Below are 13031 nucleotides of genomic sequence, written 5' to 3' on the forward strand. Positions count from 1 at the left end.
GGAATTAAATGATTATGTTCATTGGTTTAACCATATTCGAATTCATGGAACACTCGGTTACTTAACGCCAGTAGAATTCAAGAGACAGGCCTTATAAAAGTTGTCCAGTTTGGTGTTGACATTCCACTGAACAATACCAACCATTAAAGGACATAAAATAAGGAAACTTAAGTAGTGTTATCCGTCGCTTTAAAGTTAATCAAACTTGATTATAGAAAGAAACCATTAATAATTGATGGTTTCGTTTCTTGTTCAATTAATCTTCCATATTTCTTCCATAATCTAATCTTTCCTTTATTACAGGAATGCTGCCCTTATAGTGCCATAAGAATATAAACAAAAGTGAACTAATCCTTACTGGATTAACCTCCCCCATGGTAATAAAATAAACATGGAAGCCTCTATTAATAGCTTCTAACCCAAGGCCGATCGCCAAAAAACGTTTTACCTCCCCCAGGAGGATCTAATAAAATAATGTTATATTGGTGTTCAAGCAAATTCAGCTCTACGAGCTGATTCAATTGACGTGCGGTTAAAGCTGTCTGCTCTTCTAAGATAAATTCATTTAATGACTTAATGTACGGGAATCTGGCCCATTTCATTCTACGACTTCAGCTGGTCTTTTTTTGTTGTTTGATGAACATTTTGATTTTCGGTACGTTGTAGCCACTGTAATGCTCTTTTATTCCAATCTTCAATACTACTAAATACTCGGCTATCAGCGAAATTACCTTTTATGTACTTTACAACGTTTTCAATCATTCCTTTTGACTCTGGATCAGCTTTCCTACATAGGTGAACTTTGAACTTGCGTTCATTTACATAGCTCTGAAATTCAGTAGTTAGAATTAGCTGACCTGTATTTTCAATCACTGTAATTAAATGATCTTGATCGTAGACAATCTCTTCCGTATATCCTCCGTAAAATTGAAAAGCATTTTCATGACAGCGGATCGCGTCTCTTTTTGTAAACGGCCTAACTTGCCATTCCATATATTTATATTGTGAATGAGCGAGGACAAAAGCGATAAAATATAGTTTTATCACTTTCTTTTCGGTTGTTTTCTGTTTTGTTTCTCCCCAGTCAACCTGTAATTGCTTGCCCATTGGCTGTTCAGGAATCGCCTCATATTGTCTTACCATAACTTTTTTTCAATCTGATAAATCTCACGTAATTCTTTTATATATGCTCTAACAGTACTTTCTCCAACAACTAAATCCGGATAACGTTCCAGAAGCCAATCTCTAATTAGTGCTGCACTTAAGTGAGGATAACTCTTCTAGCCAAGCAATAACCCAATCCCGGTAGGGATCGAGCTTTTTTCCTTTGCCTTAAAACTCTTCAAGATATTCTTTAGATTCTTCAAATGTCATATTTAGTATTTATATATTGTTGGGTGTGATACTTTAAGTTCTCTAGCAATTTGAGTGATTTTAAACTTTCGGTCATGTAATTGATGAATATCTAGATATAGCACTAATTTCTCCTCCAAAATCCTAACCCCCAATAAAATAACAACTCATGTCATTTTACTAAAGTTTTAGGTGATTGAAGCAAAGGTGTAAAAACTATCTTAGCGAAATCTGTCAATTCTATTCTTGCCTTCACATCCTTGGGGTTGGAATCTATTTATGCCGATTATAGGGTGGCATATTTACTTTGTAATAAAACTTTTGTTATCCCTAGTATTATGTATGTTTGTACCTCTTTCAAGATTTATCAAATTGTATGTAATGTTTTTGAAATAAAAGAGCCTTACTCCGAAGAGTAAGACATCAAGGATTAAAGAAAAACCATACTCTTTATTAAAATAAGCAAATAAACATTTTTTTATGCAATTAATACAAAAAACGCCTCCGAAGAGTAAGACGATATTATATGAGTAATCAGGCGTATTTCTAATCCTGAAGGCTCTCCGTCCAACGGTAACTTTTAGTATTCATTTTTACAAGTTAAACTTTTCCAAAATTCATCCGATAATTAAATTGGATAAATTACATATAATTCAAGAGGGGATTTTAATGAACATAGTAAATATAATATCAGTAATTATCGGAAGTATTTGTTTTTTTGGTTATCCTGTTATTTTGGGTCTAGCTATAATTCAATTCTTTAGGGGAAAACCTGCAAAAAACTTATTTTTTGTAAGCATTGGAATGATACCTATTTTATTTATTTCCATATTTATTGGTGAATTCACTACTCCTAACTATTGGGAACGACAGAAACAAACAAAAGCTGAAGAACGAGAAAATCAAAAAATTGTCGAAAACATTAATGAAAATCGGTCGGAAGCTGAAAAAGCTCAAGAACAATATAATGAAGACATGCACAAACAAGTTGCAGATTCTCTTAGATCGCCAGAAGAAATAAGGTCAGAATCTAATATTTTTGACTATAATACTTTAATAAAAGACTCAGATAACTATATTGGGAAATATGCAAAATTTAAAGGTGTTATTAATGAGATTAGGGATTCAGAAAATGGGGGAGTTGGCTCTATAGTTGCTCTAGATGTAGGAGATGGCAATTTAGTACGTGTACACTCACCTATACCTCTTGAGAATCAAAGTGGAGATTCAATCACTGTGTATGGAACCATAACGGAATTTATTAGTTATACAAATAATTCTGGTGAGGAACTGACTGCACCAAATCTAATTGCAGATATAGTTGAGTAAGTTTTTGCCCCTCTCTTTATACAGAGAAGGGCCATTTTAGTGTAAACAAAAAACTTAATCTGTCTTTACTATGAACCTGAAGCCAAAGAACTGGCTTTTAGTGGTGGTTTTATCAGATAAGGAATTTATCCTTCTTCTTGTTTTAAATTCTCTGTTTTGACCTCCTCTAATTTTACATTGTTTATGTAGTTATTTAGCTCCCAAATGTCCTATTTATCTAAGAGAAAAAGGCAATTAATTCTACGTTTAATCCCCCTTTATTTTTAAAAAAAATAAATAATATTAAAATAGCGTCAAAATCCTTAATGTCAGCAACTAATATCTTAAGGGAATTCTATTATATTTGGCTATATTTTTGAAGGATAGCAAAGGATTGGTATGTAAATGTCCTATATAAGTTCCGAAAATTATTTTTCAAAAATCTATTAATTTGTAGAAGTAATCCTTAAACTAATCCCATAAAAGGCAAGCGCTTCCACAAAAACCACTACTTTATAATACCAATATTATAGAATATAGGCAGGTAACATTCTTTTTTATTTAGGGATCTCTATTGTAAAAACAGTTCCTTTTCCTTCCTCGCTATCAATCAAAATTCTACCATTATGACTTTCAATTATATTATAAGTTACCATTAGACCTAATCCAGTTCCTTCTGGTTTATTTGTAATAAATGATTTCCCAATACTATCAATTAGTCTCCTTGGGATACCAGTTCCGTTATCTCTAACGCTAATCCTCACATCATCCCTAGTCTTAATTACATTAATATGTATTTTTCCGTTATCCGAAATAGATTCTATTGCATTTTTTAATAAATTTAAAAATACCTGCTTTAGTTGAGTTTTATCACCTTGAATATATATTTTTTCTGAACACTTTTCCAAAAAAATCTCAACATTTCTTTTAAGAGTTTTTGTCCCAAATAAATTAATAGATTCTTGTATAATTGGTATAAGATCTATCCTCCTAAAATTAGTTTGTTTTGGTTTGGATAAATGTAATAATTCATTTGTTATATTCTCGATTTGCTTAAGCTCCGTAAGAACAATATCAGCATATTCGTTTTTTGGAAAGTCATTTTTTAGCAATTGTAAAAAACCCCTTATGGAAGTCAAAGGATTGCGAATTTCATGTACAATTCCTGCGGCCAATTCTCCTATTAGTGAGAGTTTCTCTGTTTGCATTATTTTATTTTGAATCTCTTTTTTTTCTGTAATGTCTTTTATTATAACCTGTGCTAATGTTTTTTCAGCATGGCTGTAAGGTGTTGCTGTAATTTCTACATCAATAATTTTTCCATCTAATTGAATCATTTTCTGTTCCATTAAAGGCACACTTTCTTTATACTCTATAACCCTCTTTAGTCGTTCTTTACAAATTGAATGAAAATCTTGATGTAGAAACAGATCAAAACTTTGATTGATTATATCTCGTTTGGAATTTAAAGATAAAAGTTCTATAGTTGCCATGTTGGCATATACTACATTTCTATTATCAAGAACCAAATGGGAATTCAAGCTATTTTCCATTAGTTCATGAAAGTTAAGTTTATCTATTACTGCATTCACAAGATCTTCCTCTCCCTTAATTAATTTTCAGATAATTTATTATAATATAATTTCAAGTAGTAACAAGTAAAGGATTTATCTAATATTAATTAATACTTTGATATGCAAAGCGTAAATGCCACTACATCAGCAAAATGGGGTTATTCACCAGAATAAATAATATAATACAAATGAAAGTTTCCTTTCTACCTACAAAGCTTCAGTAAGATGGAAATTAAGAGTAAATAGCTACACATAAAGATCTTTCTCTCCATTAATAAATCTGAGTACAAGGCACCAAAAGCTCGTCAACTAATGGGATAATATAAAGTAACAACCTGGGGTTAAAGATAGCTTATTTCCTTCTTTAGGTAAAACCTACCTTTTAAATCTTAAAAATTACATTTGGGCTAGTTACTTGAGTAATTAAATAAAGAAGCGTAAGGGAAAAATTCTAATCTAAACATAAGGATGTTAATCAAGTCATGATAACTAACCTTCTAACTTAAAAAGAAGATAAGATAAATAATCATTTTTAGGCTATCTGGCACTCATAACTATAGATTATTACTATAATTAATTTTTGTCTAGGAATATTTCCACAGGCAAATGGATACTATCATTCTAATGAAGTAAGCTAAGATAATACTTGAACATCTGAATAAGAAGAACTTGCTTAGCTAATCATGTATATTCTTCTAGATCTTATATTATATTTAACCTAGGGTAAAGGTCTCCCATGAACTTTCCCAAAGTCATCTTCTATGTCTTTACAGAAGGTGTTTTTTTTATGTTAAAACATCTATTATATAATTACCTTGGTATGAACAACAACCTTAAATGGACTAAGAGCCATTCCTAATGATAGTGTTGGGTATCCTTGGACAGCACGCTATACTATAGCTAGTGGCAATCTGCTTGCTGACTTTAGAGCTAATTTAAATGCTGAGTCACAAGGTAGACTCCAGGTTGTCCGCTTATACGAAATGACATCTGATCATGGAGTACGAGATATGTTATCATTTCTAATTGCTCGTGATACTATGCATCAAAATCAATGGCTAGCAGCAATCGCAGAATTAGAAGAAAAAAAGGAAAAGTAGTACCAAGTACATTTGACCGTCAATTCGAAAAGCAGATGTAGCCTATAAATTTATGAGCTGTTCAGAAGGTACTGATAGTCAAGCAGGTAGATGGCAAAAGGAACATCCATGGACCGTACGGGACAGTTTGAGTATGTAGAAAATCCAGTAGGAATTGGACAATCACCAGAATTAGAACAAGCTCCTGACTATATTCAAGGTACACCTAAGTAGATTTAGAAGAAAACCAGTAGAATTAACCTTGCGAAAGGTTTATTTTTAAATTTGAATTTGAAATTTCTATCAGTAGTCATTACATATTGGAAAATATGTAGCATCACACTCAGATTATGAAAAAACAGGGCTACTTTAACAACGGATTATGAGATTGAATCTTCTCCCCTGTTAATTCTTGAAATAAGTTAGGTCCATTGTTATTAAGCTCCTGTTTATATGGTTTTGTTCCCTGTATTCCATTACTAGTATCTATATTTTTCATCATCTCTCTAAATTGACCAATTGTTAAAGGTTTTGCATCATCTTTTAATTCATATCCTAATTGACCATTTGGTTCGATTGTTGCTGTTTGTATATCACTAATATTTGATATACCTTTGGTTCTAATTCGCATCTCCAGCTGATCAACCGTTAATCGTAACTTTTTTATTGCTTGATAATCTATATTTCCATTTTTAATAACTATTTTTGATTTACCTGTAATAAACTTCTCAATTTTGTTAACTTTCATTTGTAATATTTCTAATATTAATATGGCAAGGATAAATACTACACCGCCTCCAATTGCCTTTATAACACTTTTTTCGACAATTGGCTGAACGATTATTGTCCCTAAGGATATCATAATAACTGTCTGTGCTAACGTCATTTGTGAAATAGATTTCCTTCCAGAAATTCTCAACAATAAAATCCCTGTAATAATTAGTATCGCAGCCTTCCAAATAAATGAAAATTCCAATACGTCCCCACCTTTATTCAACATTTAATTACTATTTAGTACTTAAAATGTGCCGATAAACAAACAAAATCCATTTAACTGTCAAGGATTTTGTTTGTTTAGTAGTACCATCTTGTATTTAGGACAAGACTGTCATCCTAATACTATTATTCCTTAATCCCCGTTTAAAATATGCCTTTTATCTCAAAAAATTGTGATTTTATAAGGAAGAGTTTCTTTTGATTTTAAATTTAAATTAAGGTGTATAGGTTGAAACTTAAATATAATGTACATTTAGTAGGTGAAATATTTCTCCGAATTAATTGGGTTTTGTAACAATAACCACCCTCCTTCCATGTACCTCCATATTATTAAAGGAAACGATCAGTCTGTTCTTACTTATTGAAGACTATGAAGAAGTTACATACAGACCACTAAAAGTTAAAAATATAATTATAGTGTAAAATGGCTGGAAGATTTTGAGGATTATTTGTATTCTTTATATAAAAATATAGACTAATCATACTGTTAACAGTTGCATTAAAAATATCCTTTATTTCAACCTGTTTTTTTATTTTTATCTCCTGAAACAGCCATAGAAAGCATTCTCTTGTAGATTCAATATGAATATCATACTTGGCTATATCCATTTCAGAAAGACTAACCGCTAAGTCTTTTCAAGGGCTACCACCTTTACATGTCAAACAAGGAGGTTCTTCCGCATAGGGACATTCACCTTCTAGTCGAGCTCTACAAGAACCATACTGTTAGTTTGTGATCTCTCCATAGCCACTCCAATACATCTTCAGGAACTTCTTCAGACTCTTTTACATTGACAATCGTTCCATCCAAGTCAAAACGAAACATGCCTTGATTTATCGCATTCTCAAACGTTTTCTTTTTGTTCCCTTGTCATCTCAGAAGAAGCATGAGCCATAAGCTCCTGTACTGCCAAAATATCAGTTCCGTTATTTAACAATTTAATGGGCGTCCGTGTGTCTAAATTGATGATTTGTAAAATGAATAATGAAGACCGCTTAATCAACCAAGATACTTGGACAGTCCAATACTATTCGAACGTAATTAATCCAAGCATCACATTTTCATCTACAGGACTTGTAAAATCGAGCAGGAATCGGATATTAATTTCAATTTGCTGTTTTACTTGCACAAAACAACCTTTATATTGATTGCTATAATGACATTATTAGTTCACCCATAGATAAAGAGTAGAATCAAGTCTATTTCAACTTACATTTATGAGCAATGAGTATTACTTTAGAAAATATAGAAACCAAACTGCATGGTTTTGTTCGTCACTAGCCGCTCTTTTATATTGGTCTCTAATATATTCATTATTTGTTTTGGAACTTATTTCTAAATAATGATCAACCGTCTTTTGTTCATCATGAAAAGCAAAATCTATTCCAGCTTTAAAGGTACTAGGACACTCTTCAGTTATTTTCGGGTTGTATTTTTGCCCTGTTAGTTGACTATAAATTTTAGAAAAGGTATTTAAATGTCTCATTTCATCTTTCCTAATTTCAGTGATTATTTCTTTTTGTTCTCTTGTTGGTGCCATATTTATTAGTTGTTGATAGCAAGCTATTGCAGAAAATTCACCATCTATAGATTTCTCAATTAAAGGGATTATGTCATTTTGTCTATGAGCTGCTGGAACCATTGGTCCAAGATATTGATAGTAATTAATTGGGGAAAGGGGTGGATGTGATATGTTATACATTTTTTGACCAAAATGAACGTGACAGGAAGGACCAGAGCAATGTAAAGGTTGCCCCCAAGGACCGTGATGAGCATGAGAATATCCCTGATAAACTACTCCATTTAGGCCTGTTGTTACAGAAGGATACATATACTTACCTCCATTTTTTAATTTATACTATGCATGATGCAGGTAAGGGAAGGTTGTCTATTTAAGAATAGGTATTTGTGTAGTTTATAATCCAGCAAACCTTTTTTTAAAAGGCTGTTTTCGTAGGATTGTTGGTAATAGCGTTTAAGAAATCCCTCTCTACTTTATGGTATAATTAGTAAAAGATTCTTTTCTAATGTTATAGGTTTTTTGGGGGTATTTGTTAATCTAGTAAGTGAATTTAATTATAAATTTTTTTATGCTTGGGAGGCTGTGATTTTTATGGGAGATTGTGAAGCGATACTATTTGATTTAGATGATACCTTACTTAATAGAGATAATGCAGTTGATAAAATGTTTTTAATGATTTTAGAAAAGTGTTATGAGGACGTTAAACATTCGGTCAGCCTCGAAATGTTACAAAAATTTAAAGAGTATGATAAAAAAGACTATGGCTATAGTGATAAAACAAGAGTCTTAGAATCATTATTTGATGAATTTCCGCCAAAACATAGATTACTAAGTGCTGAAATACAAGATTTTTGGAATAATAATTTTCCACATTGTTTTTCCATAAGCCAAAATACTATAAATCTTTTAAATGCTATAAAAAAGAATGTGGAAATTGCGATTATAACAAACGGCACAACGCAAAGACAAAAAGCAAAAATACTTAATACTAATTTAGATACTTATTTTGATATAATCATCATTTTTGAAGAAGTAGGTTATAGTAAACCTGACAAACGTATATTTGAACTAGCATTAAATAAGATTAATGTGAAACCAGAATCCACAATATATGTTGGAGATGACATAGAAAGAGATATTGGTGGTTGTCAAAATGTAAATATAAAAGGCATTTGGTTCAATCCTCATATGAACAAGAATGATACTGATATAATCCCATATGCTGAAATTGATTCTTTTGATAGAATATTAAGTTATATTTAACTCAAATATCCTCCCTAACTATCGGGTAGTTTTAGTATAATATTGGGTATGGCTACTTTCTTTTGTAAGTGGCTTTTTTACACCTCACGCAAATAATTGACTATAATTATATTGGAATTTTGACACGCACTTAGAAGCATTTGATTTGCTCGCTCCTTAGTCGCCATTTTCTTGCTTTGTTGAAGGAAATTGAACCAGTAGAGGTAATTATCCAAATACTTTGTTGCCACACCTTGAAACCGCTGCATCCAATCTTTCAAGCGTTTATGGTAGCTATTGACGTGCTGAAGATGATATATGCCTTTTTTGACATAACCTTCTTTACTTAAGTTGATAGTCTCGTGTTTTAGCTCCCTCATAAGAGCGAACTTCTTATAATTCGTTGCTGTGCATAATAAAGAAGATGGTTCGATAAAATCACCAATAACCGCATCGATTTCTTCAGCCCTTACTCGCCCAGTACCAGCTTTTTTGGCAATCACTTGTCCATTACGGTCTTGCGCTACCACAACAGCGATTTTAAGGTTACTAATACCCCTTTTCTTATCTCTACCTCCACGTTCTTTGGGCTTTCTATGCACCACTTTACGCCCTTTTAAAGACTCCTTAAAGAAAGTCTCGTCACTTTCAACAATACCTTTTAAGGTTTGAAATCCTAATGAGCGTAGAGCGAAAGGTACCTTGTGTCGCCAGTAGAATGCAGTAGATAAGTGGATGCCTAACCTTTCTGAAATTTTAGATAAGGTATATCCCTCGACCATTAACAGAAAGAATTTAGACCACTTCCCAAGATAACGAGTTCCCGATACAGGGGAGTTTGTTAGGTCGTTGAAAGACTTGCCGCAATTACGACAGAGATATCTTTGTCTATTTCTGTATTTACCGTTACGTTTCATCTTTACACCCACACAATGTACACAACCTATTCCTTCGTTGAATCGTGTTTCTCTAATAGATGTAAACGCATCTTTCATATCTTCCTGTACATTAGAGAAGAAGTCTTCTTTTATAAGGTCAAATAACTTCTACTGCTCGTGTTTTGGTAAATCCGAGAAATCTGCATAAACGTCCTTCCACATCCTAAATTCCTACTGTGACAGTATTTTAGAACCTTTAGGAGTATGGTCATAATAGCAACAATCTATACGAAAATAGTCTTTTAAAAAGAGGAATAACCACATATAAGGTGTACATTGAATAAGCTGTATCTAAATACCTAATTCCTCTTCGTACCCTCGATAAATAGAAAAAAACTGCAGATTTCTGCAGTTTTATTATTATAAGATAGAGAACCAGTTCTTCACTGCTGTTGCTAAAATTAATAGACCCATTGTCCCTTGTAACACTTTTGTATTCAATTTTTTACCCATGTTGGCACCTATAGGCGAAGCAATTAAGCTCGCCACAACCATAATAAAAGCAGGTATTATAGGTATAATTCCTGTTGCGATTTTTCCGGTAACAGCTCCAATGGATGAAATCAATGTAATGGCCAAGGAGGATGCAATCGTCATTCTTGTTGGTATTTTTAGGACTACTAGCATAATAGGAACTAACAGGAATGCTCCTCCTGCACCTACAATACCCGCACCAATACCCACTATGAACGCAAACAAGGATGCAAGCCATTTGTTAAACCTTACTTGATTAAAATGAACATCATCAACCCCTTTTTTAGGAATAAACATCATAATAACGGCAATAAGAGCTAAGATTCCATAAACAATATTTATTCCATTCTCCGGCATACGAGTAGAACTGAGTCCCCCTATAAAGCTTCCAGTTAAAATGCTTACTCCCATGTAAATAATCAATTTTTTATTTAGAAATCCATCCTTACGATAGGCTAAAACACCTCCGAGTGTCGCAAAAAACACTTGAATGGCTGTAATCCCTGAAACTTCATGTGCTGTAAAATGTCCTACGCCTAACATTACTGGTATATATAGCAACATGGGAAAGTTGATGATAGCACCACCAATTCCTAACATCCCGGAAATAAAAGAACCAACAAATCCAATAACAAAAATTGTAGCTATAAAAGTTATATCCATTTTGTTACACCTCTTTAGAAAAAGGGAACCTTATTGGTCCCCTTTATTTTCAACCCTTTTTAATCCAGAATTTTAACACTCCATTTTCGTTTTCATGCTTTAATAAATCATGTCCTCCCGATTTAGCCCAGGCTGTTAAATCGTTTAGCGCTCCTTTATCCGTTGTATGGACTTCTAATACTTTACCTGTGTCAATATCTCCCATTGCTTTTTTTGTCTTTACAATCGGCATTGGGCAAGCTAAGCCTTTAGCATCTAATACTTTATTTGAATCCATTTGTTATTCCTCCTATTTTATAATTAACGAATGGCACAACGGTTAGGTCCAATTTCCATCTCACGTTGTTTATCTAATTCCGGGTTAATTTTCCCCATATTTATTTCACGAATTTCTTGATATGCATTTGGTTGTGGCGGCAAGTTTTCTGTTACTAAATTTCTAAACTCATTTTCATCATCGATATTCAGTCCATGATTTTTTGCAAACAATTTTCCAAGTTTTTCTGCAACACTACCATCCTCATTCAACTCGTCAATAATCATAAAGTGTGCTGGTAGAACAATTAGTTCTTCTGACAATTTTTTGTAGCGTTTATATAAAGTCTCTCTTAAATCACTGACCCAGTCTTCCGCCATACCTGCCAGATCGGGTCTTCCGATAGAATCAATGAACAAAATATCACCTGACAGCAAGTATTTATTATCCACAATAAATGAAGTAGAACCAATCGTATGTCCAGGTGAATACAAAGCCGTAATATTAATAGTTGTATTACCAATGGTTACATCTTTTCCTTTTTCTAATGGTTGGTAAGCAAAAGTCACTTCCGTTGCATCCTTAGGTGGTAACCAATAGTCAGCACCAGTTTTCTCTGCAATTGTACGTCCTCCGGAAATATGGTCAGCATGAAGGTGCGTATCAAATACGTGTGTAATTTTTACATTTTTGTTTACTGCAAAATCAAGATAGATATCCGTCATACGCGTTGAATCGATTACTGCTGCTTCTCCTTCCGATAACACCATGTAAGATAGACAGCCTTTACCAACTCGAACAAATTGATAAATTTCGCCACCATCATTCAAGTCACCTATTTTAACCGGTTCTAAATGTTCACTCCACTTTTTCATTCCACCCTTTAAATAGGAAACATTTAATCCAACATCAGAAAGCATTTCTGCTACCATTACAGATGAGCCTTCCTTTGCACAAACAACTAGTACTTCTTTCTTAGTGGAGATTTCACATTTAATTTCATCCACACCATCAAGTAATTCAAAATAAGGAACATTTAAATATTCAAAGTTTTCCCCTTCAATCTTCCAATCGTTAAAATCACTCTCATTACGAACATCAAGAATAAACAACTCTTCTTTATTAAAAACTTTTTTCGTCACATCTTTTGAAGTCTTTACAGAAACAGTCACTTTTATACCCCCTATGGTATTATTTTATTTAAAAAAATATATAATTTTAAAAAGTTAAAGTTACATCTGCATCCTTTGCAAATTCCAAAAATGTTACTGCTCCGCCTGCTTCCATTCCATCGACAAAATTTTCTTTTTCTAATCCCATAACATCCATTGTCATTTGACAGCCTATAAAATTAATTCCCATTTCTTTTGCCATAGACACTAATTCTGGAATGGAAGGTACATTCGCTTTAATAAATCCTTCAGCAAGCTGTTCTTTACCTTCAGGCATGATTAAGTGCTTATATGCTTCCTTATGAATCAAGTTCAACCCTTCAAAAGTAAAGAAAACAGATACTTCTTGATCAGTTGCTGCTGCCGCAGTTGCAATGTTAAAAACCTTATAAGCATCAAATAATCCACCATTACTTGCAATAATTGCTACTTTTTTGTTCATCGTTAATTCCC

General features: G+C 32.9%; 10 protein-coding genes and 4 pseudogenes. 4 read left to right on the plus strand and 10 right to left on the minus strand.

The window, feature by feature from the left end; translation table 11 throughout:
* The coding region (locus M3600_RS25560) for an IS3 family transposase (RefSeq protein ID WP_251648067.1) at positions 1-97 on the plus strand (97 nt) is incomplete at its 5' end.
* A gap of 267 nt (positions 98-364) precedes the next feature.
* Here the strand turns inward: M3600_RS25560 and M3600_RS25565 are convergent.
* Both M3600_RS25565 and istA read right to left on the minus strand, forming a co-directional pair.
* A pseudogene (locus M3600_RS25565) lies at positions 365-608 on the minus strand (ATP-binding protein); the annotation flags it as partial.
* Between the two features lie 13 nt (positions 609-621).
* Positions 622-1478: pseudogene (gene istA, locus M3600_RS25570) on the minus strand (IS21 family transposase); the annotation flags it as partial.
* 544 nt (positions 1479-2022) lie between these two features.
* Between istA and M3600_RS25575 the strand changes: the two are divergent.
* Complete coding sequence (locus M3600_RS25575) at positions 2023-2682, plus strand: hypothetical protein (protein ID WP_251648042.1); 660 nt, start codon at positions 2023-2025, stop codon at positions 2680-2682.
* 536 nt (positions 2683-3218) lie between these two features.
* Here M3600_RS25575 and M3600_RS25580 read toward each other — a convergent pair.
* Entirely contained in the window at positions 3219-4253 is a 1035-nt protein-coding gene (locus M3600_RS25580) for an ATP-binding protein (RefSeq protein WP_251648043.1), read from the minus strand.
* Positions 4254-5068: 815 nt separating this feature from the next.
* Between M3600_RS25580 and M3600_RS25585 the strand changes: the two are divergent.
* Positions 5069-5548: pseudogene (locus M3600_RS25585) on the plus strand (manganese catalase family protein); the annotation flags it as partial.
* A gap of 130 nt (positions 5549-5678) precedes the next feature.
* Here the strand turns inward: M3600_RS25585 and M3600_RS25590 are convergent.
* Both M3600_RS25590 and M3600_RS25595 read right to left on the minus strand, forming a co-directional pair.
* Complete coding sequence (locus M3600_RS25590; RefSeq protein WP_251648044.1) at positions 5679-6314, minus strand: DUF421 domain-containing protein; 636 nt, start codon at positions 6312-6314, stop codon at positions 5679-5681.
* 1228 nt (positions 6315-7542) lie between these two features.
* Positions 7543-7953, minus strand: a complete 411-nt coding sequence (locus tag M3600_RS25595) for a ferritin-like domain-containing protein (protein WP_251648068.1) — start codon at positions 7951-7953, stop codon at positions 7543-7545.
* 471 nt (positions 7954-8424) lie between these two features.
* Here M3600_RS25595 and M3600_RS25600 point away from each other — a divergent pair, with 471 nt between their 5' ends.
* Positions 8425-9096: an HAD family hydrolase gene (locus tag M3600_RS25600; RefSeq protein ID WP_251648045.1), complete on the plus strand. Its 672-nt coding sequence runs from the start codon at positions 8425-8427 to the stop codon at positions 9094-9096.
* A gap of 77 nt (positions 9097-9173) precedes the next feature.
* On the opposite strand, the pseudogene M3600_RS25605 reads toward M3600_RS25600, so the two are convergent.
* The 5 genes and pseudogenes from M3600_RS25605 to M3600_RS25625 form a co-directional block, all read right to left on the minus strand.
* Positions 9174-10175: pseudogene (locus M3600_RS25605) on the minus strand (IS1595 family transposase).
* A gap of 198 nt (positions 10176-10373) precedes the next feature.
* Positions 10374-11150 (minus strand): sulfite exporter TauE/SafE family protein, encoded by a 777-nt coding sequence (locus M3600_RS25610; protein ID WP_251648046.1) that lies wholly within the window; start codon positions 11148-11150, stop codon positions 10374-10376.
* 49 nt (positions 11151-11199) lie between these two features.
* Positions 11200-11427: a sulfurtransferase TusA family protein gene (locus M3600_RS25615; protein ID WP_251648047.1), complete on the minus strand. Its 228-nt coding sequence runs from the start codon at positions 11425-11427 to the stop codon at positions 11200-11202.
* 23 nt (positions 11428-11450) lie between these two features.
* Positions 11451-12578, minus strand: coding sequence for an MBL fold metallo-hydrolase (locus tag M3600_RS25620; protein ID WP_251648048.1), 1128 nt, complete (start codon positions 12576-12578; stop codon positions 11451-11453).
* Between the two features lie 46 nt (positions 12579-12624).
* Positions 12625-13020 carry a DsrE/DsrF/DrsH-like family protein gene (locus M3600_RS25625; protein WP_251648049.1) on the minus strand — a complete coding sequence of 132 codons (396 nt, stop codon included), beginning with the start codon at positions 13018-13020 and terminating at the stop codon, positions 12625-12627.
* Positions 13021-13031: the final 11 nt, after the last annotated feature.

The organism is Niallia sp. MER 6, assembly GCF_023714395.1.
Taxonomy (GTDB): domain Bacteria; phylum Bacillota; class Bacilli; order Bacillales; family Cytobacillaceae; genus Niallia.

Bases quoted from the DNA above. Each gene is read 5' to 3' on its own strand.
- M3600_RS25625 (WP_251648049.1), bottom strand. From the start codon at position 13,020: ATGAACAAAAAAGTAGCAATTATTGCAAGTAATGGTGGATTATTTGAT.
- M3600_RS25575 (WP_251648042.1), top strand. From the start codon at position 2,023: ATGAACATAGTAAATATAATATCAGTAATTATCGGAAGTATTTGTTTT.
- M3600_RS25600 (WP_251648045.1), top strand. From the start codon at position 8,425: ATGGGAGATTGTGAAGCGATACTATTTGATTTAGATGATACCTTACTT.
- M3600_RS25615 (WP_251648047.1), bottom strand. From the start codon at position 11,427: ATGGATTCAAATAAAGTATTAGATGCTAAAGGCTTAGCTTGCCCAATG.
- M3600_RS25590 (WP_251648044.1), bottom strand. From the start codon at position 6,314: ATGTTGAATAAAGGTGGGGACGTATTGGAATTTTCATTTATTTGGAAG.
- M3600_RS25595 (WP_251648068.1), bottom strand. From the start codon at position 7,953: ATGGTTCCAGCAGCTCATAGACAAAATGACATAATCCCTTTAATTGAG.
- M3600_RS25610 (WP_251648046.1), bottom strand. From the start codon at position 11,150: ATGGATATAACTTTTATAGCTACAATTTTTGTTATTGGATTTGTTGGT.